This is a genomic window from Rhizobium sp. 2YAF20 (assembly GCF_052114685.1).
GTDB lineage: Bacteria > Pseudomonadota > Alphaproteobacteria > Rhizobiales > Rhizobiaceae > Rhizobium.
In genome coordinates this window covers 74450-100213 of record NZ_JBFRFF010000017.1, presented here as the reverse complement: position 1 = coordinate 100213, position 25764 = coordinate 74450, and the positions used below count along the sequence as shown (strand labels likewise).

General features: G+C 58.6%; 24 protein-coding genes. 7 read left to right on the top strand and 17 right to left on the bottom strand.

The features are described 5' to 3' along the window. Nucleotide 1 precedes the first annotated feature (1 nt). From AB4Z52_RS19610 to AB4Z52_RS19555, 12 genes are all read right to left on the bottom strand, one after another. Nucleotides 2-1609, bottom strand: coding sequence for a putative PEP-binding protein (locus tag AB4Z52_RS19610; protein WP_442219590.1), 1608 nt, complete (start codon nucleotides 1607-1609; stop codon nucleotides 2-4). Beyond that, nucleotides 1606-1935: an HPr family phosphocarrier protein gene (locus AB4Z52_RS19605; RefSeq protein ID WP_442219589.1), complete on the bottom strand. Its 330-nt coding sequence runs from the start codon at nucleotides 1933-1935 to the stop codon at nucleotides 1606-1608. Before AB4Z52_RS19605 ends, AB4Z52_RS19610 begins: the two co-directional genes overlap by 4 nt. Next, complete coding sequence (gene dhaM / locus AB4Z52_RS19600) at nucleotides 1935-2333, bottom strand: dihydroxyacetone kinase phosphoryl donor subunit DhaM (protein ID WP_442219588.1); 399 nt, start codon at nucleotides 2331-2333, stop codon at nucleotides 1935-1937. Before dhaM ends, AB4Z52_RS19605 begins: the two co-directional genes overlap by 1 nt. Then, nucleotides 2330-2956 carry a dihydroxyacetone kinase subunit DhaL gene (gene dhaL, locus AB4Z52_RS19595; protein ID WP_442219587.1) on the bottom strand — a complete coding sequence of 209 codons (627 nt, stop codon included), beginning with the start codon at nucleotides 2954-2956 and terminating at the stop codon, nucleotides 2330-2332. Before dhaL ends, dhaM begins: the two co-directional genes overlap by 4 nt. 4 nt (nucleotides 2957-2960) lie before the next feature. Beyond that, on the bottom strand, nucleotides 2961-4598 hold the full coding sequence (locus tag AB4Z52_RS19590; RefSeq protein ID WP_442219586.1) for a dihydroxyacetone kinase subunit DhaK: 1638 nt from the start codon (nucleotides 4596-4598) through the stop codon (nucleotides 2961-2963). Between the two features lie 69 nt (nucleotides 4599-4667). After that, a complete protein-coding gene (locus AB4Z52_RS19585; RefSeq protein ID WP_442219585.1) occupies nucleotides 4668-5675 on the bottom strand; it encodes an ABC transporter ATP-binding protein in 1008 nt (335 codons plus the stop codon). Further along, entirely contained in the window at nucleotides 5668-6765 is a 1098-nt protein-coding gene (locus AB4Z52_RS19580; RefSeq protein WP_442219584.1) for an ABC transporter ATP-binding protein, read from the bottom strand. The genes AB4Z52_RS19585 and AB4Z52_RS19580 overlap by 8 nt, the downstream gene beginning before the upstream one ends. Nucleotides 6766-6768: 3 nt before the next feature. Beyond that, nucleotides 6769-6975, bottom strand: a complete 207-nt coding sequence (locus AB4Z52_RS19575) for a hypothetical protein (protein ID WP_442219583.1) — start codon at nucleotides 6973-6975, stop codon at nucleotides 6769-6771. Then, a complete protein-coding gene (locus AB4Z52_RS19570; RefSeq protein ID WP_442219582.1) occupies nucleotides 6972-7922 on the bottom strand; it encodes a carbohydrate ABC transporter permease in 951 nt (316 codons plus the stop codon). Before AB4Z52_RS19570 ends, AB4Z52_RS19575 begins: the two co-directional genes overlap by 4 nt. Then, complete coding sequence (locus AB4Z52_RS19565; RefSeq protein ID WP_442219581.1) at nucleotides 7919-8887, bottom strand: carbohydrate ABC transporter permease; 969 nt, start codon at nucleotides 8885-8887, stop codon at nucleotides 7919-7921. The genes AB4Z52_RS19570 and AB4Z52_RS19565 overlap by 4 nt, the downstream gene beginning before the upstream one ends. Nucleotides 8888-9021: 134 nt before the next feature. Beyond that, nucleotides 9022-10347 carry an ABC transporter substrate-binding protein gene (locus AB4Z52_RS19560; RefSeq protein WP_442219580.1) on the bottom strand — a complete coding sequence of 442 codons (1326 nt, stop codon included), beginning with the start codon at nucleotides 10345-10347 and terminating at the stop codon, nucleotides 9022-9024. A gap of 246 nt (nucleotides 10348-10593) precedes the next feature. Then, a complete protein-coding gene (locus AB4Z52_RS19555; RefSeq protein WP_442219579.1) occupies nucleotides 10594-11244 on the bottom strand; it encodes a TetR family transcriptional regulator in 651 nt (216 codons plus the stop codon). Between the two features lie 152 nt (nucleotides 11245-11396). On the opposite strand from AB4Z52_RS19555, the gene AB4Z52_RS19550 reads away from it, so the two are divergent. The 3 genes from AB4Z52_RS19550 to AB4Z52_RS19540 all read left to right on the top strand — a co-directional run bounded on the left by AB4Z52_RS19550 (nucleotide 11397) and on the right by AB4Z52_RS19540 (nucleotide 15131). Further along, a complete protein-coding gene (locus tag AB4Z52_RS19550) occupies nucleotides 11397-11900 on the top strand; it encodes an anthrone oxygenase family protein (protein WP_442219578.1) in 504 nt (167 codons plus the stop codon). A gap of 173 nt (nucleotides 11901-12073) precedes the next feature. Then, the gene (locus AB4Z52_RS19545; RefSeq protein WP_442219577.1) at nucleotides 12074-13807 is read left to right on the top strand and encodes an ABC transporter permease; all 1734 of its coding nucleotides are present in this window, start codon (nucleotides 12074-12076) and stop codon (nucleotides 13805-13807) included. A gap of 13 nt (nucleotides 13808-13820) precedes the next feature. Continuing rightward, nucleotides 13821-15131, top strand: coding sequence for an ABC transporter ATP-binding protein (locus tag AB4Z52_RS19540; protein ID WP_442219576.1), 1311 nt, complete (start codon nucleotides 13821-13823; stop codon nucleotides 15129-15131). 70 nt (nucleotides 15132-15201) lie between these two features. On the opposite strand, the gene AB4Z52_RS19535 is transcribed toward AB4Z52_RS19540, so the two are convergent. Beyond that, a complete protein-coding gene (locus AB4Z52_RS19535; protein WP_442219575.1) occupies nucleotides 15202-15765 on the bottom strand; it encodes a DUF4337 family protein in 564 nt (187 codons plus the stop codon). Between AB4Z52_RS19535 and AB4Z52_RS19530 the strand changes: the two genes are divergently transcribed. The 3 genes from AB4Z52_RS19530 (at nucleotide 15752) to AB4Z52_RS19520 (ending at nucleotide 19894) form a co-directional block, all read left to right on the top strand. After that, a complete protein-coding gene (locus tag AB4Z52_RS19530) occupies nucleotides 15752-16690 on the top strand; it encodes a hypothetical protein (RefSeq protein ID WP_442219574.1) in 939 nt (312 codons plus the stop codon). The two genes, AB4Z52_RS19535 and AB4Z52_RS19530, sit on opposite strands and share 14 nt — an antisense overlap. 182 nt (nucleotides 16691-16872) lie before the next feature. Beyond that, on the top strand, nucleotides 16873-19212 hold the full coding sequence (locus AB4Z52_RS19525) for a caspase family protein (RefSeq protein ID WP_442219573.1): 2340 nt from the start codon (nucleotides 16873-16875) through the stop codon (nucleotides 19210-19212). Between the two features lie 169 nt (nucleotides 19213-19381). After that, complete coding sequence (locus tag AB4Z52_RS19520) at nucleotides 19382-19894, top strand: hypothetical protein (RefSeq protein WP_442219572.1); 513 nt, start codon at nucleotides 19382-19384, stop codon at nucleotides 19892-19894. Nucleotides 19895-20006: 112 nt separating this feature from the next. On the opposite strand, the gene AB4Z52_RS19515 is transcribed toward AB4Z52_RS19520, so the two are convergent. The 4 genes from AB4Z52_RS19515 to AB4Z52_RS19500 form a co-directional block, all read right to left on the bottom strand. Further along, the gene (locus AB4Z52_RS19515; RefSeq protein ID WP_442219571.1) at nucleotides 20007-21119 is read right to left on the bottom strand and encodes an ABC transporter ATP-binding protein; all 1113 of its coding nucleotides are present in this window, start codon (nucleotides 21117-21119) and stop codon (nucleotides 20007-20009) included. A 3-nt stretch (nucleotides 21120-21122) separates the two neighbouring features. Further along, nucleotides 21123-22067, bottom strand: a complete 945-nt coding sequence (locus AB4Z52_RS19510; protein ID WP_442219570.1) for a carbohydrate ABC transporter permease — start codon at nucleotides 22065-22067, stop codon at nucleotides 21123-21125. Beyond that, on the bottom strand, nucleotides 22064-23017 hold the full coding sequence (locus tag AB4Z52_RS19505; protein WP_442219569.1) for a carbohydrate ABC transporter permease: 954 nt from the start codon (nucleotides 23015-23017) through the stop codon (nucleotides 22064-22066). The genes AB4Z52_RS19510 and AB4Z52_RS19505 overlap by 4 nt, the downstream gene beginning before the upstream one ends. 86 nt (nucleotides 23018-23103) lie before the next feature. Further along, a complete protein-coding gene (locus AB4Z52_RS19500; protein WP_442219568.1) occupies nucleotides 23104-24363 on the bottom strand; it encodes an ABC transporter substrate-binding protein in 1260 nt (419 codons plus the stop codon). A gap of 339 nt (nucleotides 24364-24702) precedes the next feature. Here AB4Z52_RS19500 and AB4Z52_RS19495 point away from each other — a divergent pair, with 339 nt between their 5' ends. Next, nucleotides 24703-25758, top strand: a complete 1056-nt coding sequence (locus tag AB4Z52_RS19495) for a LacI family transcriptional regulator (RefSeq protein ID WP_442219567.1) — start codon at nucleotides 24703-24705, stop codon at nucleotides 25756-25758. Nucleotides 25759-25764 lie beyond the last annotated feature (6 nt).

Here is a 25764-nt window from a genome sequence, read left to right as displayed (position 1 = left end):
CTTAATTTGCCGTCCTTCGGGGATTTGCGGTCAGCGCTCTTATTGCTGATTTCACCGCCATCAGGCCCGACGGCGTGACGGAAAAATGGCGCAGCCCGCAGTCAAGCAGGGTTGGAAGGCATTGCGGATCGCTTGCCATGTCGCCGCAGATGCCCACGGGCAGGCCCGTCGAAACGATGCTCGCCACGCTGGCGGCAATCAGCCGAAATATCGCAGGGGTCGCCGCCGCATGCAGACCAGCCACGGCAGGATTGTCGCGCGCTGCTGCCGCGAGATATTGCCCGAGATCGTTGGTACCGAAGGAAAAGAATTCGACCTGCCGGAAGGTCTCGAGCATCAGTGCGGCAGCAGGCACCTCGACCATCATTCCCAACGGCGGCACGCGGTGATGCTTGCCGGCGGCCGAAAGAAGGTCAGCCTCTTCTTGAATGATTGTCGCAGTCTCTTCAACCTCGGCCGGTATCGTCACCATCGGCAACATCACCCGCAATTGTCCAAAGGGAGCTGCACGCAGCAGCGCCCGGGCCTGCACCCTTAAGATCTCGGGCTTGGACAACAGCAGGCGTATGCCTCGCAGGCCGAGAAAAGAACCGTGCTCACCGGCGATCGTCGGAAAGGCCTTGTCACCACCAAGGTCGAATAGTCTGATGGTAACTGCCCGCCCGTCCGCCCATTCCATGATGCGGCGGTAGGCTGCGAACTGTTCGTCCTCGTTGAAGATGTCGGATGGGCTCGACAGCAGAAACTCGGTCCGCAACAATCCGACGCCCGCAGTTGTCGCCGGGTCGATGTGGTCAAGTTCCGAAAGCGCGCTGATGTTGACCGAGACCTCGACGGAAATTCCATCAGCCGTTTCAACGCGACCGTTGTCCGGATACTGGCCTGGATCAGCCCCATGTTCGGCTCGTGGAAGGTGTGATACGTTCGCGGGAATGTCGGCGGATTGCGGATCGATGATCACGCTGCCGGTGCCGCCATCGACAAGAAGGATCGGCTCTGCTCCAAGCTCGATCGGGCCGGTTCCAGTTACCATCGGGACATTTCGGGCTCGGGCCAAGGCGGCGACGTGGCTGGCAGTACTGCCATTGAACAGCACAATGCCCCCGCCCTTGCTCCAATCATGGGCAAGGAACAGGCTCGGCTCGATATCGCGGCTGACATAGATCGATCCGACAGGAAACGTGCGCGTCGGCCTACCCATCATGATGTCGAGAACGTGGTTTTTCATGTCGATGACATCGACTGCGCGTGCGCCGAGCAATTCATCATCCGATCCCTGAAAATCGGCAATGAAGCTGTCCATCGTGCCAATCCAGGCGATGGCAGCATCTACTCCTTTCCGGATGCGCTCGGCCGCCATGTCAAACAGCGTCGGATCGCGCAGCATCTCGATCTGAAAATCAAGTATCGCAGCGTCCTTCGAAGGCGCTGCGTCAGCCAGCGACTGGATGGTGGAGATCGCCGCGCTGATTGCCCGTGCAAGCGCCTCGACGCCAAGGCCATCGGCCTGTCCTGCAACATCGTTCTCCTTGCGTAGCACGAGAACTGCCGGGCCGATGACTATCCCCGCTGAAGCGCCGAGACCAGAAATCCGATGCGATTCCGTCATGGCTGATCCTCATCGAAGTTACGCTCGATCAGATGCCGCAGAGCCGCCACCGCTTCGCCTCCCCGGTTTCCCTCCGCGCGTATCTTGAGTATCGAACCCTTGCGTATCTTTGCGCCGATGATCTTGACGATACTCTTGCCATTGAGCCAGGCGCCGCTGCCATTGACCTCGATTTCAATCGTACACGGAAAGGATTTTGCCAGACGCGTAAACATGACCGAAGGCCGTGCGTGAAGTCCGACGCTGTGGGTCACTTCTACCTCCGCCAACCATTGTGCGGAGAGGCTTTGCGTATCGGGGATATCTACTTTTTGCTGACCTACCATTAAGGAGACAATTCCTCCGCCGTCAGCACCACCCGGGCAAGTGAAGCCCCGCCCGATGCTTCGGTCGCGGCGATCACGGCACCCTCGACGAGCGGGGCGTTGCAGATGATCGCGCGCGCGGAGCGCGCCTCGCCGAGCATTTCGACGGCCATTTCACTGTTGGTTTCGGCGCCGCCAAGATCGACGAAGACGGCGACGCCAGCGTCGGACCATGCGGTTTCGATTGCGGACAGGATATCGGCGGTGTTGGTTCCAAGACCCCCTTCCGAATTGCCGCCGCACCAGGCGAGCGGCACGCAATCGCCAACCATCTGGCGCACCATGTCCGCCGTTCCCCTGGCAACGAGGGGTGAATGTGAAACGATGACGATGCCGACATTCTTCGCCTTGTCGCTCATTGGACCTCCTGCTCCATCAGCACGCCGCAGATCGCAACCGTCAGCAGGGCGCAGCTCGAAGCGCCCGGATCGATATGGCCGATCGAGCGCTCTCCCAGATATGAAGCCCGCCCGCGCAACGCCTTCATGTCGAAGGTTCGCCTTGCTGCATTTTGAGCCTCTTCCACAATAGCCTTGAGGCTTGCCCGCCCCGAAACTTCCGCCTGGACCGGGTACAACACGTCGAGCAGCGTCTTTTCCCCCACCTCGGAGCGTCCACGATGGGCAACGGCGTCAACTGCCTGCTTGAAGACCCCGGCAAAGTCGCGAGTTTCCTCGCTAATGTTCGACCGCCTTCCAAGCTCAAGAAGCAACGTCCCGTATAGCGGCCCAGAGGCCCCTCCGATGTTTTCGACCAACAACCTTCCTGCCCTCTCCAACGCTTCTGAAACCGGCAACAGGGCGAGTTCCTCTCGATGCGCGTAGAGCGCTTCACACCCCCGGCGCATATTCGTCCCGTGATCCCCGTCGCCGATATCGCTGTCAAGCTCGCAGAGATAGTCGACGTTGGCCGCGATCGCTGCACGGCACGCTTCGATCAGGCCGGAAATCACTCGTGGGTTTCGCGCCGACGCATCGATCATCCGCTTACGCCATCCTCGCCACCAGCTCGAAAACCTCGGCAACCGCGACCGATCCCGGATCGGCGCTTCCCTCAAGGTCTCGCTCGCTAACATAGACCGCCCTGCCCGCCTTGGCTTTCGTCATCGATTTGGTATGTTCGGCACCCTCTCTTGCGGCCCGCGCCGTCTTGATCAGATCGCCGGCAGCAAGAGCATTTAGTGCAGGTTCTAGTGCATCTATCATGGTGCGATCCCCCATTCTCGCCCCTCCGTAAAATGACATTCGATCAAGGCCGGCGAGCAATGCTTCGGCCAATCCTCCACCATCCTCAGTCTTTTTCGACGCGGCGGTGAAGAAGATAGAGAGCAGCACTCCACTGGATCCGCCCATGCTCGTGGCAAGCTTGCTGCCGATCGCCGCCAAAAGAGCAGCCATATCATCGAGCGGCATATCGTGGAGCGCCGACAGGAGGCTACGGGCGCCGGCTGCAACGGTCGACCCCGTGTCTCCGTCACCGGCGCGCGCATCGAGCCTATTCAGCTCCGCCTCCAGCGAGATGAGATGATTGCAGATCGCGGTCAGCAATGTCTCACGCTGAGCATTGCGGCTTGCCGGCGCTTCAGCCCGGGCAGTCGCCGAAGCCGACGCCTTGACAATTTCAATCGAATGTCGGCGAACCGGGGCAACCCAGCAATTCGGTTCAACGGGGGCGATGAGAGCTTTCTCTTTGGCTGCATCGAGCTTCAAGAGAGACAGCGAAAATCCGTTCATATTGAGCGCGGTCATCAGCGGTGCGGGTCCAAGCACCAATGTCACCCTGTCTGCGATGGCTGATTTTAGAACGGCATGTGCAATCAGGTTCATTTCGAGCGGTGGCACCGCACCGAGATTGTTGATCAACAGCGCGTGGTCCGCGTCGGGGGACAGGATCGGCATGAGGCGCTCGCCCATAAGCGCAACAATATGTTCTACCTCTTGCAGGGGAATACGCTCGGCCCCCGGTTCGCCATGGATTCCGAGGCCAAGTTCGCCTTCGCCTGCGCCGAGGCGCTCTTCATGCGCCCGACCGGGAATGGAGCAGGACGTCAAGGACACGCCGAGGGAAACAATATCCCTGGCTACAGCTGCCGCTGCCGCCGCGACCTTTTCCAAGGATTCGCCACGTCCGGCCAGATAGCCGGCGATCTTGTGAACGAATAAGGTGCCTGCGACGCCGCGAGGCTGGGCGATGTCCGGCAATGCGATGTCGTCGCCGACGATCACCATCTCAACCTGGAAGCCCTCGGCGCGAGCCTTTTCTGCTGCGAGACCGAAATTGAGGCGATCGCCGGTATAGTTCTTGACGATCAACAGGCAGCCGGGTGTCCCGGTAACGGCGCGAATACCGGTCAGAACGGCGTCGACGCTCGGAGAAGCGAAGATTTCTCCCGATACCGCAGCCGTCAGCATGCCCTCACCGACGAAGCCGGCATGGGACGGTTCATGTCCGGCGCCGCCGCCTGAAATGACCGCGACTTTGGCCTTGTCCCATCCGGCACGCAAAATCACCTTGATGTCGGGATAGGTGTCGAGGCGGGCAAGCCTGCCGAGAGGTGTGGTCTCCAGCAGACCATCGAGCGCTTCGGTGACGACATTTTCCCTGCGATTGATAAAATGTTTCATTGGCCGTTTCCACTTTGTGGGCCCGTGCCGTTCGCCGGCGCCCTTGTCTCTTAGCTGCCCTAACGGGCCTTATCGCAAGCGCTCGCCTGTTGCTCCAAAATAAAGCGGATCCCTGAGCGTCAATCTGATGCTGTCGCCTGGACGCACCGGCACATGAGGATCGGCCAGCGTCACCAGCTTGCGGTCACCGACGGCCAGATGCAGATGGTTCTGGTCGCCAAGGTGCTCGATCCAGTCCACCCGTGCGTTGGCCTCGCCCTGCCCGCCGATTTCCAGATGCTCGGTTCTGGCGCCAATGGTCCGGGTGCCCGATGGATCCCGGGAACCCGGCAACATGCCGGGCGGCAGCAGATTGATATGCGGTTGGCCGAGACGCGAGGCCACGTGAAGATTGGCCGGATTGCCATAGATTTCCCGTGGCGTGCCGATCTGCACCAGCCCACCTTCTGCCATGATGCCGATGCGATCTGCCATGGTCATGGCTTCGATCTGATCGTGGGTGACATAGAGCAAGGTCGAGCGAAGTTCCTTCTGGATGCGCTTAAGTTCCAGCCGCAACTCGGCGCGCAGCTTCGCATCGAGCGAGGAGAGCGGCTCGTCCATCAGATAGATCGACGGCCTGCGGATCAGCGCGCGGCCGATTGCGACCCGTTGCATCTCCCCGCCGGAAAGCTTGGTGGCCCGGCTTTCAAGCTTATGGGCGATCCGCACCATCTGGGCGACGTCGCGCACGCGCCGATCGATTTCCTCCTTTTCAGCGCGATGGATTGGAGAACGAAGAGGAAAGGCAAGATTGTCGTATACGCTCAGGTGCGGATAGAGCGAGTATTGCTGGAACACGAACGCCACGTTCCGCGCCGCCGGCGGCAAGTCGCCGGCAAGCTGGCCGCCAATGCGAACCTGACCGCTATCCGGTCTTTCCAATCCGGCAATAAGCCGGAGCGTCGTCGTCTTTCCAGCACCTGTCGGCCCGAGAAGCACCACGAACTCGCCATTGGCGATCGTCAAGTCGAGATTGCGCACAGCAGCGGTGTCGCCGAAATTCTTGTTGACCTGATCGAGAACAACCTCAGCCATTATGGGCCTCCGAATAAAGCGCCGAGCGGATGGCACGGCCCGACTTGCAATCGAAAAGCGACAGCTTGTCGTGATCAAGTTCGATGCCGACGTTCTCGCCGATCTTGAAATTCCGGTTGGCCGAGACGCGGGCCTTGACCATTCCCGACCCCGTTTCCACCGTGACGATCTGATTGGTGCCCAGATATTCGCTGCCATAGACAGACCCGCGCAGCGGCGCGTGATCGCTGAGGCGAATATGTTCGGGGCGGATGCCAAGAGCCAGTTCCGCTTCGGCCATGTCTTCGCGGATTTCCGGCGTGGTCACCTCGACACCGTCAATCCCGACGCTATGTTTGCCGCGGTGGAGTGACGAGGTGAACCGCAGGAAATTCATTGGCGGCGAGCCGATGAAATCGGCCACGTACATGCTGGCGGGACGATTATAGATTTCCTGCGGCGTTCCGAACTGCTCGATGATCCCATGGTTCATGACGGCAATCTTGTCGGCCATGGCCATCGCCTCCATCTGGTCGTGCGTGACATAGACGGTCGTCGCATGGATGCGATTGTGCAGTTCGCGCAATTCCCGGACCATCGTGTCGCGGAATTCGGCGTCTAGCGTGCCGAGCGGCTCGTCCATGAGAAAGCATTTTGGCCTGCGGACAATGGCGCGGCCCAGCGCTACCCGCTGGCGATCGCCGCCGGCCAATCTGGAGACCGAATGGTCGAGCAGGTGGTCGATCTGAAGCAGTCGCGCCGTCTCTTCGACGCGGCTGCGGATTTCTTTCCTCGGTACCCCCTGCGACAACAGCGGGAAGCCGACATTTCCCCGGACCGACATATGCGGATAGAGGGCAAAGAGCTGGAAGACGAAGGCGATATCGCGGGCGCTCGCCCGATTGAAGGTCACGTCCTCGCCGTCGAGCCGTATGGCGCCGCTCGAGGGAAGTTCAAGTCCGGCAATCATGCGAAGCGTCGTCGTCTTGCCGCAACCGGAGGGGCCGAGCAGAGCGAGGAATTCGCCGTCCTTGACCGTGAAATTGGAACCGCGGACAGCGACGAAGTCTTCGAATTGCTTGCGCAGGTTTTCTATTCTGATCTCAGCCATCGATCACTCCGGAAACTTCGACACGATGATGAACATCACCGTGCCGGCCAGCAGCGTGACCAACGAATAGGTATAGAGAATAAGGGCGAACGGCTGGAACAGCATCAGGAACCCAAGTCCGATCAGGGTGATGGCAATGTTCTCCATCGGCCCGCGCCGCAGGAGGAACAAGCGCTTCGGTCTTTGATGATTGTCGGCTGGTATCTTCATTTCCGGACCGCTCCGAAGGTGATGCCGCGCAACAGCTGCTTGCGCAGAAGGATGGTAAAAACCAGGATGGGCACCAGGAAGATGGTGGTGCCAGCCGCAACTGCCGGCCAATCCTGACCGCCCTCGCCGATGATGGTCGGGATAAAGGGCGGTGCGGTCTGAGCGGTGCCTGAGGTGAGCAGAGCCGCAAAGGCATATTCGTTCCAGGCAAAGATCAGGCAGAATATCGCGGTCGCCGCGATCCCGGTCGTTGCCTGCGGCAACACGACCTTCCAGAACGCCTGCAGCCGGGAATAGCCGTCGATCATCGCCGCTTCTTCATATTCGCGCGGGATCTCATCGATGAAACCCTTGAGCAGCCAGACGGCTAGCGACACGTTGACGGCCGTATAGAGCAGGATCATTCCGAAAGCTGTGTCCGAGAGCCCAAGTTGCCGATACATCAGATAGATCGGTATCGCGACGGCGATTGGCGGCATCATCCGCGTTGACAGGATGAAGAATAGCAGATCGTCTGCCAGCGGGACCTTGAAGCGCGAAAAGCCGTAGGCAGCGAGCGTGCCCAAAGCGACGGCGCAAAAGGTCGATCCGAAGGCGATGATCAGCGAGTTGACGAACCGTGGCAGGAAATTTGACGGCCCGGCGATGACCATGTTGCGCTTTCGGGTGACGTCGTCGCAGAAGGACGTCGCCGGCGGCAGGGCATTGATGTATTCCGGCGTCTGTCGGGTCCGCGTCGTGAATAGGTTGCAGTAGCCCTCGATGCTCGGCTGGAACACGATCTTGGGCGGATAGGCGATCGAATCCGGCGGCGTCTTGAAGCTGGTCGCAAAAATCCAGAGCAAGGGTGTAATCGAGATCAGGGCGTAAAGGACGACGATCGTCCCGGCGATGCGTTTGGACGCGCGTGTCGGCTCGACGACGGAATGGGCGGCGGTGCGGCTCATCGTTGCTTCACCCGATTGAGTGCTTTGACATAGATATTTGCGAGGCCGAAAACAGCCACGAACAGGACAATGGCGAAGGCCGAGCTATAGCCGGTGCGCCAGCTTTCGAACGCCTGTCGCTTCAAGGTGATCGAGGCAACCTCGGTGGTCGAGCCGGGGCCGCCGCCGGTCAAGAGGTTGACCATGTCGAACATCTTGAAGTTCTCGATACCGCGAAAAAGTACCGCCAGCATGATGAACGGTAACACCATCGGCAGCGTGATCGACCAGAATTGCCTCAGCGGCGATGCGCGGTCGACCTCAGCGGCCTCATAGATATAGTCCGGGATCGAGCGCAGCCCCGCAAGGCAGATCAGCATCACATAGGGCGTCCACATCCAGGTATCGACAATGACGATAGCCCACGGCGCCAGCGAGACGTTGCCCAGCATTTCGATGTTGGCAGTGGGAATGCCGGTCACAAACGAGACAACGTAGGCAAAGAGCCCGATCTGCGGTTGGTAGAGAAATCGCCAGAAATTGCCGACGACCGCGGGAGACAGCATCATCGGAATAAGAATGATCGTCGTCCAGAATGCATGGCCGCGGAATTTGCGATCGATCAGGTAGGCAAGCGAAAACCCGATCAGCATTTGCAGTAGAATTGTCCAGAAGACGAAGTGCGCCGTCGTCTGCATCGCCTGCCAGATGTCTGGGTCCGTCAGCACCCGTTCGTAGTTCCTTAGCCCGACGCTTTCGGCGATGGCACTGGGTCGGTTGGCTCGATAATTCGTGAACGACAGATAGATCGCCCAGAGAAGCGGAAAGATATTGATTGCGAGAAGCAGCACGATCGTCGGAGTGATGAAGGCCCATGCAATGGCTCGGTCGGACAATCCCCGCATGCGCAGCAGAACCGGCTGGGGAGTGGCCTTTGCCGCTGCTGCCGCGGTCCTTTCGACTAAGGATAGCTTGCTGTCAGTCAATGTCGTCACCTTGAGTGGCAATGCTGCGATGGCTGGGGCAATCCGGACCAGCAGATGGGTCCGGATTGCTCTTTTGCGGTATTCACGGTGAGATATGTTTCCTTCCGTCAGCGAAGCGCCGGCGGATGGAACTGTCAAAGCTTGCCGTCATCCTGGAAAATCTCGGTCCAGTCCTTGACCAGAGCGTCGAGCGCCTCTTGTGGCGTTCCCTTGCCGGCAACCACATAATCATGCACACGCTTCTGCATGGCCTGCAACAGCTGGGCATAGCTCGGCTCGGCCCAGAAATCCTTGACGATCGCCATCGATTCCAGGAAGGCGCCGGCATAGGGCTGGCTTGAGACAAAATCAGGCGCGTTCACGACTGCATTGAGGCAGGAGTAGCCGCCAAGTTTCCACCACTTGGCCTGAACATCGGGTTGCGCGAACCATTTGATATATTTGAGTGCGGCGTCGCGCTTGTCCGAATAGGACACGACCGAAATTCCCTGTCCGCCGAGCTGTGCGAAATGCGCCTTTTGTGCCGGATTGGGGAAGAAGCCGATCTTGTCGCCGCCGACCTTCTCGTCCTTGTAAAGGCCCGGCCATGTGAAGGCGAAGTTCATTTGCATCGCCACCTGTCCGGATTTGAAGGCGTCGGCCGACTCCGTCATGTAGACATTCGAGCTTCCGGGGGGCGTGCAGCAATCGTAAAGGGACTTGTAGAATTCAAGGCCCTTGGCTGCCTCGGGCGAATTGACGAAACCCTTCATGTCGTAGGGCTTTTTGGGGTTTTCATATTCGAAGCCCCAATCATAAAGGACATTGGTGACACCCATTGTGATGCCTTCGGAACCGCGCTCGGTGTAGATCGAAGCGCCATAGACCGTATGCCCGTCGACTTCGCGTTTCTGAAAGAATTGGGCGATCTGCTTCAAGTCTTCATAGGTCTTCGGCGGTCCGAGATCCTTGCCGTACTTGGCCTTGAATTCCTTTTGCAGCTCCGGCTTTTCGAACCAGTCCTTGCGGTATGTCCAGCCGACGACGTCACCCATCGCAGGCAGGGCCCAATAGTTTGCAGTATTCTTCGGCCATTCGGAATAACCGACGACTGTCGCCGGCACAAAATCGTCCATCTTAATGCCTTCCTTGTCAAAGAAGTCATTCAGCTTGACGTAGTGCCCGTTCTCGGCGGCGCCGCCGATCCACTGGCTGTCACCAATAATCAGATCGCAAAGCTTGCCATGCGAATTCAGTTCATTGAGAAAACGGTCGGCATAGCTCGTCCACGGGACGAATTCAAACTTCATGTCGATGCCGGATTTGGCGGTGAAATCCTTCGAAAGCTCGACCAGCGCGTTCGCCGGATCCCACGCCGCCCAGCACAACGTCAATTGCTCCGCCTTGGCGAAACTCGGAGCCGAAAACGAGATCATCAATCCCGAGGCCAGGCCCAGCAATGTCTTCAGAATCTTCTGCATGTATTCCTCCCAACTACAGAAGCCGGCCACAGGCCGTCCTCGGAATTTCCCAATTCCCATTTGCCGAACACGTCCTCGTTCCCATCGTGTTGAGCAATATGTTTAGTAATAGCCAAGTTACTAAACATTTCAAGTGAGATTCGATGCTGCATCGCCGTTGTACAACGACGGCAATGCAGCATGGTGGATAGGCCTGATTTTGAAAGCGTTAAGGGCGAAGGCGCAGCCAGCTCTGAGGCAGCCCAACTAGACGAGGCGACCGAGGTCTAGTGGGAGCATTTTCTTGTAGAGTGCCAGGGCTCTTTCACCTTCGGCCTCGTCGAGCGAAATCGCGTAGCGAACGGCAGCGGCGAGCAATTGCATGACCAGCCGTGCGAGCGGCAGGAGATCCAAGGTCGTTTGATCGGGCCGTATGCTCTCGAGCACTGCGAGAAGCGCCCTGGCATGAAATTCCATATCCTCCGCATCGATTTCCCGCAGTAGCCGATCGGCCTGCGTCGCATGCCATAGGTCCCGCATGACAGGCTCACGGCGAAAGAAGTCATAATACTGATCGGCGATGTTGCGAAGCGCCAGATGCACCGAGGCGTCATCATTGGCCAAGGCCAGTTCTGCTTCGACGCACCGCCTGCCCTCTTCATTGAAGCGCTCGGCAAGCGTGCGGATAATCGAGCTCTTATCCGGAAAATATTGATAGAGAGCGCCAAAGGATAGCCCCGCCCTTTCAACGACTTCGCTCATCTTGAATGCATCGCTGCCTTTTTCCTCAATCAGCTGCGTCGCAACGGTGAGGATCTTTTCAAAACGCTCCCGTCCACGTTGCTGGCTCGGCACGCGACGCGGCTGGCCCGTATGCGCCGGCTGCCGACGCCGACTGGCTACGTCCCCTCCATCCATTTCCAAACTCCGTACCGGTTGACAAATAAAATAAGAGAGTTTATCTCATTTTGCAAATGAGAGAGTTTCTCTTGTTTTGCGACAGGGATTGTCAGCAGTCCAGCAGCGTCGGTCACTTTGGCAACGCCGGAGATACCACTGCAACCGCATTAATGGAGGAAGTGATCATGGCTGCCATCCTACCCGCTGCGCTCGTCTTTGCCGCTATCGGCTGCGGCCTCATCGCCGGCGTTTTCTTTGCCTTTTCGACATTTATTATGACCGCCTTCGCGCACATCCCGCCGGAACAAGGCATCGCTGCGATGAATTCGATCAACGTGACGATCGTGCGTTCGCCGTTCATGATCCTCTTCCTTGTAACGCCGGTCCTTTGCGTCGTGATCGCAGTGCTTGCATTCACGTCGTGGCGCGAGGGGGCAAGCGTCTGGATGCTTGCGGGGGCGGCTGTCTATCTCCTTGCGTCCTTCCTGTCGACCATTGCCTTCAATGTGCCGATGAACGATGGGCTTGCCACAATGAGCAGCAGCGGAGCGGATGCGCTTTCGCTGTGGACGTCCTACCTGAAGGATTGGACCTGGTGGAACCACGTGCGGACGATCGCGTCTCTGCTTGCCTCGATCGCCTTCGTCCGTGCGATGATGATTTTGTCTGCCTAGCTCAAGGGACCAGCTCCGGGAAATTGAGGCGCCTGCCAAGTCTACGTTGTGCGCGAAGCAATAGCCGACATAAAAGTTTTACAATCACAGATCAATTTGGCCGTCCACGATCAGCTCTGCCTCAGGCTGTTGCCCTATCGATCCGAAATTATTTATCTCATTGAGGCAGCCGCATGGCAGACCAACGGATATCACCTGCAGCCGTCGGCCGCGGAGTTCTGCCCAACATCTGGGATGTGGTGGCGTTGTTTCTGGTGATCGGGGCGCTGGTGCTGATGGCGTTCGGTGCTCGCCAGACGGTGTTGCCGCTTTCCACCCTTGACGCGCAACCTCTCTCGCTCGATCCGATCTATCTGCCGTATTACGCGCTCAGAACCATGCTTCGAATGCTGGCGGCCATGGCGTTTTCCGTCATCTTCACATTCGGATATGCAGCGCTCGCGGCCAAAAGCCGGCGGGCGGAAATGATCCTGGTGCCGGTTCTCGATATCCTGCAGTCGGTGCCGATCCTCGGCTTCCTCACCTTCACGGTGATATTTTTCATGAACCTGTTTCCAGGCCAAATTCTCGGTGCTGAACTGGCTGCAGTCTTTGCAATCTTCACCAGCCAGGCCTGGAACATGACGTTCAGCATGTATCAGTCGCTGCGAAACGTGCCGAAGGATCTGGAGGAAGCAACCCAGAGCTTTCATTTAAGCGGATGGCAGCGTTTCTGGCGTCTCGACGTTCCTTTCGCCATGCCCGGTCTGGTCTGGAACGCCATGATGTCGATGTCCGGCGGGTGGTTTTTCGTCGTTGCTTCCGAAGCCATCACGGTCGGCGATACGACGGTGACCCTGCCCGGCGTCGGTTCCTATGTAGCACTTGCGATCAAGGACCAGGACATGCCGGCGATTGCCTATGCCATCGTCACGATGCTCGCGGTTATCATTCTATACGACCAGTTCATGTTCCGACCCTTGGTCGCCTGGGCGGACAAGTTCAGGTTCGAGCAGACATCCTCCGGAACCACGCCGACGTCCTGGATGCTCGATCTCTTTCGCCGAACCAGGCTTCTGCGTCTTCTGACGTCATCCATCGGGCAGATCGTCGCGGCGATCCTGGCGCTGGCGCCAAGGCCGATCGCCCGGCGTTCGTTGTCGAAACAGAGCAAACAAAACTCAAGAGCAATCGACATGGCCTGGCTCGCTATCGTCGTTGCCGGGTCGGTCTTCATGGCGTGGGAGGTGATCTTCTATCTCAAGGCGACTTTGACGCTATCCGATGTTGGAACAGCGGTCATCGACGGCTTGCTCACCCTTGCTCGCGTGATCGTCCTGATGATCCTTGCCACACTGATATGGGTACCCATCGGCGTCTGGATCGGGTTGCGACCGACATTGGCCGAGCGCGTCCAGCCGCTCGCACAGTTTCTGGCTGCCTTTCCGGCCAATATTGCGTTCCCGATCTTCGTCGTCCTGATCGTCCGTTTTGGCCTCAATGCCGAGATCTGGCTGAGCCCGCTGATGATCCTCGGCACCCAATGGTACATCCTCTTCAACGTCATCGCCGGGGCCAGCGCTTTCCCGAGCGACCTCAAGGAGGCCGCACGCAGCCTGCATCTTGGCGGCTGGCGATGGTGGTTCAAGGTCATCCTGCCGGGCATATTTCCCTACTACGTCACCGGCGCGATAACGGCATCCGGCGGCTCATGGAATGCAAGCATCGTGGCCGAGGTAGCCAGCTGGGGGGGCACGCAACTCACCGCCACCGGCCTCGGTTCCTATATCGCAAACGCCACGGTAGCCGGCGATTTCCCCCGTGTGGTTCTCGGCATCGCCGTCATGTGCACGTTCGTCACGCTTTTCAATCGTCTTGTCTGGAGGCCGCTCTATGCCTTCGGCGAGCGTCGCCTTCGCCTCGGCTGATCAGGAAACGCCCATGTCCGATAATCTCGCCACAAATACGCTCATCGATATCAACCAGGTCTGCCGTTCCTTTCCAAAGGCAAGCGGCAGCGATGTCATGGTCCTTGAGAAGGTCGACCTCAAAATTCGCGAGCGCGAGATCGTCGGCCTTCTCGGACGCTCGGGCTCTGGAAAATCAACCTTGCTGCGCATCATCGCCGGGCTGATTGTACCTTCTTCGGGGACGGCTGCCTGCCAGGGTCAACCGATCGACGGGCCCCCATCCGGGATATCGATGGTATTTCAATCCTTCGCTCTGTTTCCCTGGCTGACCGTTCTTCAAAACGTTGAACTCGGGTTGGAAGCAAAGGGCATCAACCGCGCCGAGCGGCGGTCGCGATCGCTGGCAGCGATCGACTTGATCGGCCTGGACGGTTTCGAAAATGCCTATCCGAAAGAGCTGTCGGGCGGGATGCGTCAACGCGTCGGTTTTGCCCGGGCTCTCGTGGTTCATCCCGATCTGATGCTGATGGACGAACCGTTTTCCGCCCTAGATGTCCTGACGGCCGAGACGCTCCGCACCGATATGATCGACCTATGGATCGAAGGTCGTTTGCCGATCAAATCGGTTCTGATCGTCACGCATAACATCGAAGAAGCGGTGTTGATGTGCGACCGCATCCTGGTCTTCACCTCAAATCCGGGGCGGGTCGGCTCGGAAATCAAGGTCGATCTGCCGCATCCGCGCAATCGCCTCGACCCGACCTTCCGGCAGCTCGTCGACAGCATCTACGCGCGAATGACACAACGTGCGGAGCCTCGCGCGCCTTCGTTGGAGGGCATCCAGGGAACCGGCGTCGGAATGGTGCTGGACCACGTCTCGACCAACATTCTTTCCGGTCTCATCGAGGCGCTGGCCGCCGAGCCATACCACGGCAAGGCCGACCTTCCCATTCTGGCACAGACGCTGCAACTGGAAGCCGACGAACTGTTCCACATCGGCGAGGCGCTTCAGCTCCTGCGCTTCGCGCAATTGAGCGAAGGCGATCTGATGTTGACCGACACCGGAAAACGCTTCGCAAACCTTGGAACCGACGCACGCAAGAAGCTGTTTGCCGACGCCCTTATCTCCTATGTGCCGTTGATCGGACTGATCAATCGCGTCCTCGACGAGCGCCCGTCTCACACGGCGCCCGCCACCCGGTTTCACACCGAGCTTGAAGACTACATGTCGGAAGACTACGCGGACGAGACGTTGAAAACCGTGATTTCCTGGGCTCGTTATGCCGAGCTATTTGCCTATGACGAACACTCGGAAACCTTCAGTCGCGAAAACCCGACCTGAGCGAAAACCGCTCATCTTTATTCAAAATTCAAAGCAAGCCCAAAGCCGTCACGGACAGTTGTCCGCGCTATCAAAGATAGGCGGTTCCAGCGACGACCGTTCCGACGATGCCGAGCATAAGTGAAGTATACCAGGGCCACCGTCTGCCGCCGGTGATAATCGCGATCGTCGCAATGGCGATGGCGATATGGAGAAATGTCGCGGCAATCGTCAGACGGTGGTGCCGCTTTTCATGCGTGCCTGCCTGTTGAAGGGCTTCGTCCGATTTCCCTTCGAAGTCCTTGGCGACCCTCTGGATGTCCTGGCTTTCGGTTTCATTGCGCTGCGCCTGAGCTTGCCATTCGCCTGCCGTCGCTCCGCCTTGCGCCGCGGCGATATCGTACATGTTCTTCTTCAGGCTTTTGGCTTCAAAGAAGTTCCAATTGTCGGTTGCCTTGTTCTGAAGGAAGACCGCCTCGGTTCTTGCCGCGGTCGCCGCGCCGCTTTCCATCGTTTCAAGGCTGCCGGCGCCGGCTGCGAGAACGGCCAGAACTGCGATGCTGACCGCGACGCGCGATAGGAACGCGTTGCCGCTATGCGCCGCATGCTCGGCATGCTCAGTGTGCTCGAATGCTTCAGTGGTGTCGTTTTCCATCAGGCGTCCCTCAAAAGGCGGCAACCGCGTTACGAGCGGCGGCCGCATTCAAAGGCGGTCACCGCGGCGGATTTGTGTTCAGCCATTTCGACAGGGGACACAAAGTAAGCGCGCTTGCTCAGGTTATCCGTCGCAACTATCATCGCAACGCGATGGAAGGCCATCTGCATGCGAAATTAAACACTTATCGAGTTCTGATATGCAGTCGCCAGATGTCCCGTCCCAGCAGAAGCACCGTGTACTCCATACACATGCGTTTGATTTCTGGCTAGCTCGCGCAGCCGTCATCATCGTCGTCGCGCTTCAGTTCCTGTTGGTCAACGATTTCTCGCTTGGGCCGCGCTGGTTGGCTCCAGCCGTCGAGTTGCTATTGCTGGCGCCTTTGTCGGTCGCAACGGCCTGGGTGCAAAACAAAGCCAGGCAAGCCTCCACTGAGGCTCACTTTTATTTAATTGCGCGAAGCAGACGTCTTGTGCGACGCGCAGCACTGGGGTTGACCATGCTGGTCACGGTGATGAACTTCATCGCTCTTTATTTTTTGATCAGGGCATTGCTCGGCGGGCATGCCGGGCCGGCGCAGTCGTTGTTGATCGACGCGGTCAATATCTGGTGCACCAACGTCATCGCCTTCGCACTGTGGTTCTGGGGAATTGATAGAGGCGGTCCTGCCAGCCGTGGATTGTCGGCTCAGACGAACGCTGATTTTCTGTTTCCCCAGATGTCTCTCCCAGATCAGCGCTTTCAAGACTGGTCTCCCGGCCTTGTCGATTATCTCTTTCTGTCCTTCACGAACGCGACGGCTTTTTCTCCGACCGACACGATGCCGCTGTCGCCGCGAGCAAAGCTCCTCATGATGGCGGAAGCGGCAATCTCGCTGTTGACAATCGCGCTTGTCGCCGCCCGCGCGGTCAATATCCTCGCCTGATCTGCGGCCGTACACATCTCGCCAAAAGCGACGCCTGAGCATTTGATCGCGCCGCGCTCGGCGCTGGCGGCTATTTGTCTGCATCGCGGAGAATCCGCAATGCTGCCAATTGTTCGCCGAAATCGCACCACGAACTTATGCTGATCTCGCTAATGAGACGCATCAGGGATGGAGCTATCGTGATGAGACGTATCTGGGCGTGCGCCGCCATTTTCCTGGCGCTGGGTTATTTTGCTATCGCCGATGCAACTGCCGCTTTCGCCGCGCCAGAAAAAAGGATCGCTCTGGTCATCGGCAATTCCGCTTATCAGGCCGGCGGGCTGCCGACTGCGGCAAACGACGCGGGTCTGATTGCGCAGACATTGCAGGCCGCAGGCTTTGACGTTGTCGGCGCGCGCGATCTCGATCAGGACTCGCTTCGACATGCGTTCCGGGATTTTCTGGACAAGGCCAGCGCTTCGGGACCTGATACCGTCGCGTTCGTCTATCTTGCCGGCTACGGATTGCAGTACGAGGGCGACAATTATTACGTGCCCGTTGATGCAAAGATCGCCAACGCGACGGATGTCCCGGTCGAAGCTGTCAGGATTTCCGATTTCACCAAATCACTTGCCGCCCTGCAGAACAGGGGCGCCATCGTCGTGCTTGACGCAGCCAGGGCTAGTCCATTCGCCCAATCCAGCCAACCGCTTGCTGGCGGCCTGGCATTGGTCGAGCCTGACCCCAACCAGTTGATTGCATTCAACGCCGCGCCAGGCACGATCGCGCCGCAGGAACAAGGACCATACGGGGCCTACGCCCATGCGCTGGCCGAGATGATGCGCGTTGGAGGCATACCACTTGCCGACGTCTTCGATCGCACCCGCCTTAGGGTCGGCGATTTGACCAAGGGAACGGAGCTGCCGTGGAATTCCTCCAAATTCCGCGCGCAATTTGCGTTCTTCGATCGCGGCAACGATGCGCCAGCCGACCAGGTTTCCTACGACAACAATACCCGGATGCGCGCCAAGGCAATTCGCGATTTCGACGCCCGCGATGCCTACTTCGCCGCACTCGATCGCGATACTCTGCAAGGATATGAAGATTTTCTGGCTGTCTACCCGGCTGACCCCATGGCAAGGCGCGTCCGCGCCATTGTTGCGGCACGTCGGGAGGCAATCACCTGGCGCCAGACCTGGATCGCAGATACGCCCGAGGCCTACTGGTCCTATCTCAGACGCTATCCTCGCGGGCCGCATAATTGGGACGCCCGCCGTCGCCTCGGCCATTTCGAGGCAGCTCTCGAGCCGCCAGCGTCCTTCGCGATGATAGAATATGACATACCGCCACCGCCGGAAGCTGAAATCATCTATGTCGAGCGGCCGGTCCTTTATCTTGACGACGCCGATTTCGGTTTCGCGCCGCCGCCGCCTGCGATTTTCCTACCGCCGCCGCCCTCGGATTTCGTCATCCTGCCACCACCGCCGCCACCGCTGGATGTCTACGTCCTGCCGACGCCGGAATTCGTTCCGGTGCCTGAGTGGGTGCGCGCGCCGCGCGATGTGGCGCCGCCGGAAAACAACGTCATCTTCAACAATATCCACAACACAACTATCAACAACGTCACGACGATCAATCAGGGTGCTACTCCCGCAACGCCAGGTCTGACAACGGGGCAGAAATTGACCGGGGCGGCCGTTGCTGCAGGTGCGGCCGCTGTAGCGCTGCATGTGGCCTTGCCACCGTTCGTGCAGAAAAAAGCCGCGCTCATTCAGAAGCAAGCGCCCACACCTGCCCCCAAAGCTGCGACGCCCGGCCAAACGCCGGCAGCTCAACCGCAGGCTCCGCAACCCGCCGCACACGCTCTGCCAGGAGCCAATGGCCAGCCCTTACCGCTTGTGGGTGGCAAACCCGCAGTACCGACTCCAACTCAAACAAAAGCCCAACAGGCGCCAATCATTCCGAACGCAGCGCTAAAAGGTGCTCCCCAGCCTGCCACCCCTCAGGCTGGTCACGCCCTACCTAGCGGCCAGAATTTGCCGCAGGCAGGCGGGAAACCACCGGCAACCGCCGGCGCGCCTGCCAAGCCGATCGTTGGCCAGGCGCCTTCCAATGCTTTGGCAAAGCCAGCAATTCCCGGCGGCAACACAGGGCCGGCGGCAAAAGGCGGGATATTGCCAAAGGCCGCTGCATCGGCAGCGAAACAAAGGGCCGTTGCACCGCCACCACCTCGGCAACTATCCAGCGCTCCCGCCAAGCCTGCACCAAACAGGTCTTTCGCCGCACCCCCGACGAACAAGCCCGCCGCTGTAGCGAAGCCGGTGCCGCAAGTCGCGCACCAATCAAATCCGGCACCACATATTGCAGCCCCCGCCAAAGCGCCGCCGCCCAAGCCTCAAGCCCAGCCTAAGCCTCAAGCCCAGCCCAGGCCTCAAGCCCAACCCAAGCCTGCACCACCGCCGAAACGGCCGCCACCAGCGCCCGAAAAGCCCGATCTGAAGAAGAAATGCGGCCTACCCGGCCTACCAGCCTGCCCGAAGTAACCGACGCCGGATGGAAGCCGATGACCCCAGTACCCGCCCATCGGCGCGATAGGATCGCCGTGCCGACGACAGTTCGCGGTTATCTCTTCCGGAACTAAATTATTGTATTCCGGGACAGAGCTGCCGTCGATATCCGGCGTTGCGAGCGAATCAAGGTGGAGAGCGGGATATGGGATTGTTCGATTGGTTAAGCGGAAAGAAGCGGCCAGCAGCGGGAACAAGGCGCCAGCCCGCCGCAAAGCTGCGGGAGCAGCTTCTTGCGATCAACCGCGATACTGCACCTTTCGTCATTCGCGACGGAGGGCCTGAAGGGGTCGATCTGGTCGCCGAATGGAGGATTGTCGACGCGCGGTGGTACGAAATCTTCGCCAAGGCCGGCATGAAGAAGGCCTTCAAGGTATTGATGAAAATTGACGAGGCAAACGGCGAACTTCGTGCCGTCGATCAGGAGTGGTCGGTCGAATGGCGAGCAGGCATTCCGACGCTGGCGTTGAATGCAGAAGCCTTTCGAGGGCAGAAATGGGAGATGAGCTTCGAAAGCGTCACCGCCTTCCGCGAAGATCTGACCTATGGCAAGGTCTACGAATATGTCTTCAAGAGCAGTGAGATCAAGAAGCCCTTGCAGGCAGTGACATTGGAAGCCGGCTGGATCTGGAAGGGTGTGGCTTTCGCAAGATTGTGAGAGACCGCCCTTGAGGGGCCCAGACCCATCACTGTTCGCCAGGGACGGCACTAATGCGAGACCCCAATAGGGATCTCGCCTTGCTATAATGGCCGCGCGGCTCGCAGTATATCTAAGCGATGCGTTGTTGGCTTTGCGGGTCGAAATAGACCGCCTTGTCGAGGTTGAAGGCCAAGCGTGCATTCTGACCGGGGACGATGCGAACGTCGGCGCGCAAACGTGCCACGACTTCCTTGCCACCGAGCTTTGTCACGGCAAACGTATCGGAGCCGGCTGGTTCGACAACTTCGATAAGGCAATCGCCTTCGACGAGCGAACGGGCATTGCGGTCTGCACCGTCAGGATCGGTCAAAGCTTCGGGGCGTATGCCGAAGATCACTTGTTTGCCGGCATAGGCAGCAAGATTGTGTACCTGGGCGACCGGCAACCGCAGCGGTTCGGCCTCGGGCCGGGCCAATGAGACATGGAGATCATTGCCTGCACCTTCGATCGTCGCCGTCAGAAGGTTCATGGCTGGTGAGCCCATGAAGTCAGCGACAAACAAATTGCTAGGATTGTTATAGATCTCGGCAGGCGTTCCAAATTGCTGCACTTCCCCGTCGCGCATCACGGCAATCTTGGTGGCAAGCGTCATCGCCTCGATCTGGTCGTGGGTGACATAGACAATCGACGTCCCAGTCGCCTGATGCAGGCGCTTGATTTCGATGCGCATGTCGACGCGAAGTTTCGCATCTAGGTTCGACAGAGGTTCGTCGAAGAGAAAGAGCTTCGGGTCGCGAACGAGTGCACGGCCCATGGCAACGCGCTGTCGCTGGCCGCCAGAGAGCTGGCTTGGCTTACGGTCGAGCAGATGGGTGATCTGCAGGACTTTGGCTACCTTGTCGATCGCCTTTTTGCGCTCGGCAGCAGCCACCCCGCGCATTTCCATGCCGAACGAGATATTGCCGACAACCGTCATGTTGGGATAGAGCGCGTAGCTCTGAAACACCATCGCGATGTCGCGTTTCGAGGGATGCAGATCGCCGATTGCGCGTCCGTCGACACGGATATCGCCTTCGGTAATCGTTTCCAGCCCGGCGATCGTATTGAGCAAAGTCGACTTGCCGCAACCCGACGGACCGACAAGCACCAGAAAGCCGCCCTTCTCAAGCTCAAGGTCGATACCTTTGAGAATTTCCAACGAGCCGAAGCGCTTTCTGAGACCAGATATTTCGAGGAAAGCCATTGATTATCCTTTGACGGCACCCGCCATCAGCCCGCGCACGAAGTAGCGGCCAGCGACGATATAAACCAAGAGAGTGGGCATGGCTGCGATCATCGCCGCGGCCATGTTGACGTTGTATTCGACCACGCCGGTCGACGTATTGACGACGTTGTTGAGCGCCACCGTCATTGGCATCGATTCACCGGTTCCGGCATAGGCGGAAGCAAACAGGAAGTCATTCCAGATGTTCGTGAACTGGTAGATCACGGTCACGACGATGATCGGCAGGGAATTCGGAAGCATGATCCGCCGGAAGATCTGGAAAAAGCCGGCGCCGTCGACCTGGGCGGCCTTGACGAGTTCAGTAGGAAACGCCTCGTAGAAATTCCGGAAGAACAGTGTGGTGAAGCCGAGACCGTAGACGACGTGGACGAACACCAGATTGACGGTCGGATTGCCGAAACCGAACGAGAAGCCCGTGGCGTCCTCGAGTGTTATTCCGAAGCGTCCGAGGCTGCCGAGGATTGTCGCCATTGGCAGAAGCACCGACTGGAACGGAATGAAGCAGGCAAACAGCATCAGGCCAAAAATCAGCGTATGGCCGGGGAAACGCCACTTGGTCAGCACATAACCGTTGAGGGCACCGAACAACGTCGAGATCAGCACCGCGGGAACCACCATCTTGATGGAATTCCAGAAGTAGCCCTTGATGCCGGCGCAGGTCAAACCAACGCAGGTCTCGCCCCAGGCTTTGATCCAGGCGTCAAAGGTGGGAGCGGCCGGAAGCGAAAGCATATTGCCGTTCTGGATCTCGTCCATCGTCTTGAACGAAGTCACCACCATGACGAAGAGCGGCATCAGGTAGACAATGGCGAACAATATCAGCAAGCCATAGATCACGACGCGATTGAGAACTTTCATGCCGTTGGTGCTGCGCGCGCTGGCGCTCGGCGAAATGGCTACACTCATCGTGATTTCTCCCGGAGCTCTGAATAGAGATATGGCACGATGATCGCAGTGATCGTCATCAGCATGATGATAGCGCTGGCAGAGCCGACGGCCATTTCATTGCGCTTGAATGTGTACTCATACATAAAGTTGGAGGGGAGCCAGGCGGAGCCGCCGGGGCCACCGCTGGTCAGCGCCACGACCAGGTCGTAAGATTTGATTGCCATATGCGCGAGCACGATGAAGGCGGACAGGAATACCGGCCTCAACAGCGGAATAACGATGCGCCTGTAGAGCTGGATCGTCGTTGCACCGTCAATCTGGGCAGCCTTCATGATCTCGCCGTCGATCCCGCGCAAACCTGCCAGGAACATGGCCATCACGAAGCCGGAAGCCTGCCACACGCCGGCGATCACCACCGTATAGATCACGAAGTCCTTGTTCTTGATCCAGTCGAAATGAAAGCTCGTCCAACCCCATTGATGCAGCGTCTGTTCAAGCCCCAGACCCGGATCGAGAAACCACTTCCAGGCAACGCCGGTGACAATGAAGGATAGCGCCATCGGGTAAAGATAAATCGGGCGCAGGATACCTTCGCCGCGTATCTTCTGGTCGAGCAGGATGGCGAGGAAGAGGCCCAGAGCCAGGCAAATCCCGACGTAGAGAACGCCGAAAATGCCCATATTGGTCACCGAGGTGTACCAGCTTGAGGGCGGGTCGCTCTCGAACGTCCAACCCCAGAGCCGCTGATAGGCGCGCGCACCCGTCAGCGTATAGGATGGGAAAGTCTTGGAATTGGTGAAGGACAGGTATCCTGTCCAGACGATAAAGCCGTAGACGAAGACCAGCGTCACCACGAAGCTCGGCGCCAAGACGATCTTGGGTAAGGCGTCCTGCAGGCGCGAGCGTACGGAATTTCGTTCAGCGCGCTCGGGCGTCAAGCGGATTTCGGGGGTCGCAACGGTGCTCATGAAATCTGCCCCCTCCCTGGGGCCGGTTCTCTGGCATGCAACCTCCCCCGCCTCTAGCGGGGGAGGTGCTAGCTTTCAGGAGATGCTTACTTGGCGTCGTCAATAGCCTTGACGAGCTCGGTCACAGCCTGATCGGATGTCTTGATCTGGCCGTGGACGAATTTCGACACCACATCCTTATAGGCGTTGGCGACTGCCGGAGGCGCACCATATCCCTGGGCGAGCGAACCGAACAGAGTGCCGCCTGCGTTGGCAGCCTTCAGGTCGGCAATGCCCTTCTTGCCGCAGGCATCAAAGGCCGTATCCGGAACGTCGGTTCTGGCAGGAACCGAGCCCTTGACGACGTTGAACGCCGACTGGAAGCTCTTCGACAACGTTGCCGTTGCCAGAGCGACCTGAGCAGCCTTGCGGTCCGCCGGGACATTGAACATGCCGAACATATCCGAATTGTAGATCACGCTGCCATCGGTTCCAGGGAAACGGTAGCAGAGGAAATCCTTGTTCGGAGTCTTTTTGGCAGCGACGAATTCGCCCTTTGCCCAATCGCCCATCACCTGAACCAAGGCATCGCCCTTGATGACCATGGCGGTTGCAAGGTTCCAGTCACGGCCCGAGAAGTTCGGGTCGACATATTTGATGATCTTGGCGAGGTTGTCGAACGACTTCTTCATCGTATCGGACTTCAGCGATGCCTCATCGAGGTCGTTGAAGGCCTTCTTGTAGAATTCGGGGCCGCCGGTCGACAGAACGATCGAATCGAACATCGTGGCTTCCTGCCAGTTCTGGCCTCCGAGTGCGAGCGGAACGACGCCAGCAGCCTTGGCCTTCTCAAGCAGGGCGATCAGGTCGTCGAAGGTCTTCGGCTCCTTGCCGCCGATCTTGTCCATGACTGCCTTGTTGATCCACAGCCAGTTGACCGAGTGGACATTGACCGGAGCTGCTACCCACTTGCCGTTATAGACCGAGAACTTCTGCAGCGCTGCCGGCACCGACTTGTCCCAACCTTCCTTTTTGGCGGTTTCGGTCAGATCGCCCATCACGCCGGCCTGGGCGTAATCGAGGACGGTGTAACCGAGCATCTGGGATGCAGTCGGATAGGTTCCTGCTGCCACCATTGCCTTCAGTGCCGTCATGGCAGCATCGCCGCCGCCGCCTGCCACTGGTACGTCCTTCCAGGCATAGCCTTCCTTGGCAAGGTCGCCCTTGAGCACGTTGAGTGCCGCAGCCTCGCCGCCCGATGTCCACCAATGAAGCATCTGTACTTCTTTAACGTCAGCGGCATGGGCTGCACCGCAGCCTGCTACCATCAATGCTGCCACTGCCGTCGTCATCATAAACTTGCGCATCGTTCCCTCCCGGTTGCAAGTCGTTCAGGCGGAAGCTCCTCCTCCGCCATCAAATGCCATCCCGCTTGATGCGGGAAGCAATTCTTCGTGCGGCCTATTGACCGCGCGCCTATTTAAAACGTTATAAGTTACACGAAGTCAAGCGGCCAAAAACGTCTTCACGCACTTTATTCCTCTCGACCAAGCTTCTGTTTTTGCTACTATTACTTCGTCTAGCAGACCTCATCCCATCGAATGAGGACCATGTTAAACTGCGAATAAACGTTTTCACAAATACGTTGCTTAGACTCACCTGACCGAGTAGAAACTGCAACCAACATCACGGGATCGGGCATTCAATTGAAAGACACCGGCAAGACCTCGACATCCCGCACGACGCCGAAATCCGGCAAACCGACGCTTCGAACGATTTCCGAGCTGACCGGCTTTGCAGTCACCACCGTGTCGCGCGCGCTCGGAAATGCCCCGCAGATATCGCTTGAAACCCGCAAGCACATTCACGAGGTTGCCGCCGAGATAGGCTACTTGCCGGATCGCGCCGCGCAGCGCCTCAAGACCGGCAGAACCAACGTCATTAGTGTTCTCCTCGACCCGCATGAGGAAATCCTCGGCTACGGGATCTCGCTTATGCATGGTCTGGCCAAAGCCCTGAGGGATACGCCCTACCATCTCATCGTGACGCCGAATTTCATCAATGGCAGTAACATCGACGCGGTTCGCTACATTGTCCGCAACGGCATGGCGGACGGTCTGATATTCTCCCGCACCGAACCGTTTGACCCACGCGTGCGTCTGCTTCTGGAAAACGGCTTCCCCTTCGTCACCCACGGAAGAACCGAGTTTACGACCGAACATCCCTATGTCGACTACGACAATTTCAGCTTCGCCTACGAAGCGACGAAGTGGCTGATCCTTCGCGGCCGGCGCAAGCCAATGATCATCCTCCCGCCAAAGCGCCTCACTTTCTCCCAGCACCTGCTGCATGGCTTCATGACTGCCGTGCGAGAGGCGGGCGTTGCCCATGAGATCCCCGACGAGATCGACCTGGACTGTCCGGTCGACCAGATCCGCGACCATATAAGCCGGCGCGCAGGACTGCCTGACGCGCCCGACGGATTTGCTTGCGGCGGCGAGGTCTCGGCGCTCGCGACGATTACCGGCATGAGCGACCACGGCCTCACTCTGGGCAAGGAATACGACGTCGTTGCCAAACGAACGTCCAAGCTTTTGAGCCAGATCCAGCCAAAGGTCGAAACGATCTACGAAGACCTGACAGACACGGGAGAACGGATGGGACGCGTTCTGCTTGCCCGGATCGCCGGCGACGAGATGGCCGATATGCAGATCTTGCTGAAGCCTCAATTTAACTTCTCCATGTTGGAAAATGCGGATTAGAGGGTT

What these genes read in the sequence shown, in the direction of transcription:
- AB4Z52_RS19610 (WP_442219590.1), bottom strand. Translation starts at nt 1,609, where the DNA reads ATGACGGAATCGCATCGGATTTCTGGTCTCGGCGCTTCAGCGGGGATA.
- AB4Z52_RS19605 (WP_442219589.1), bottom strand. Translation starts at nt 1,935, where the DNA reads ATGGTAGGTCAGCAAAAAGTAGATATCCCCGATACGCAAAGCCTCTCC.
- dhaM (WP_442219588.1), bottom strand. Translation starts at nt 2,333, where the DNA reads ATGAGCGACAAGGCGAAGAATGTCGGCATCGTCATCGTTTCACATTCA.
- dhaL (WP_442219587.1), bottom strand. Translation starts at nt 2,956, where the DNA reads ATGATCGATGCGTCGGCGCGAAACCCACGAGTGATTTCCGGCCTGATC.
- AB4Z52_RS19590 (WP_442219586.1), bottom strand. Translation starts at nt 4,598, where the DNA reads ATGAAACATTTTATCAATCGCAGGGAAAATGTCGTCACCGAAGCGCTC.
- AB4Z52_RS19585 (WP_442219585.1), bottom strand. Translation starts at nt 5,675, where the DNA reads ATGGCTGAGGTTGTTCTCGATCAGGTCAACAAGAATTTCGGCGACACC.
- AB4Z52_RS19580 (WP_442219584.1), bottom strand. Translation starts at nt 6,765, where the DNA reads ATGGCTGAGATCAGAATAGAAAACCTGCGCAAGCAATTCGAAGACTTC.
- AB4Z52_RS19575 (WP_442219583.1), bottom strand. Translation starts at nt 6,975, where the DNA reads ATGAAGATACCAGCCGACAATCATCAAAGACCGAAGCGCTTGTTCCTC.
- AB4Z52_RS19570 (WP_442219582.1), bottom strand. Translation starts at nt 7,922, where the DNA reads ATGAGCCGCACCGCCGCCCATTCCGTCGTCGAGCCGACACGCGCGTCC.
- AB4Z52_RS19560 (WP_442219580.1), bottom strand. Translation starts at nt 10,347, where the DNA reads ATGCAGAAGATTCTGAAGACATTGCTGGGCCTGGCCTCGGGATTGATG.
- AB4Z52_RS19555 (WP_442219579.1), bottom strand. Translation starts at nt 11,244, where the DNA reads ATGGATGGAGGGGACGTAGCCAGTCGGCGTCGGCAGCCGGCGCATACG.
- AB4Z52_RS19550 (WP_442219578.1), top strand. Translation starts at nt 11,397, where the DNA reads ATGGAGGAAGTGATCATGGCTGCCATCCTACCCGCTGCGCTCGTCTTT.
- AB4Z52_RS19545 (WP_442219577.1), top strand. Translation starts at nt 12,074, where the DNA reads ATGGCAGACCAACGGATATCACCTGCAGCCGTCGGCCGCGGAGTTCTG.
- AB4Z52_RS19540 (WP_442219576.1), top strand. Translation starts at nt 13,821, where the DNA reads ATGTCCGATAATCTCGCCACAAATACGCTCATCGATATCAACCAGGTC.
- AB4Z52_RS19535 (WP_442219575.1), bottom strand. Translation starts at nt 15,765, where the DNA reads ATGGAAAACGACACCACTGAAGCATTCGAGCACACTGAGCATGCCGAG.
- AB4Z52_RS19525 (WP_442219573.1), top strand. Translation starts at nt 16,873, where the DNA reads ATGAGACGTATCTGGGCGTGCGCCGCCATTTTCCTGGCGCTGGGTTAT.
- AB4Z52_RS19520 (WP_442219572.1), top strand. Translation starts at nt 19,382, where the DNA reads ATGGGATTGTTCGATTGGTTAAGCGGAAAGAAGCGGCCAGCAGCGGGA.
- AB4Z52_RS19515 (WP_442219571.1), bottom strand. Translation starts at nt 21,119, where the DNA reads ATGGCTTTCCTCGAAATATCTGGTCTCAGAAAGCGCTTCGGCTCGTTG.
- AB4Z52_RS19510 (WP_442219570.1), bottom strand. Translation starts at nt 22,067, where the DNA reads ATGAGTGTAGCCATTTCGCCGAGCGCCAGCGCGCGCAGCACCAACGGC.
- AB4Z52_RS19505 (WP_442219569.1), bottom strand. Translation starts at nt 23,017, where the DNA reads ATGAGCACCGTTGCGACCCCCGAAATCCGCTTGACGCCCGAGCGCGCT.
- AB4Z52_RS19500 (WP_442219568.1), bottom strand. Translation starts at nt 24,363, where the DNA reads ATGCGCAAGTTTATGATGACGACGGCAGTGGCAGCATTGATGGTAGCA.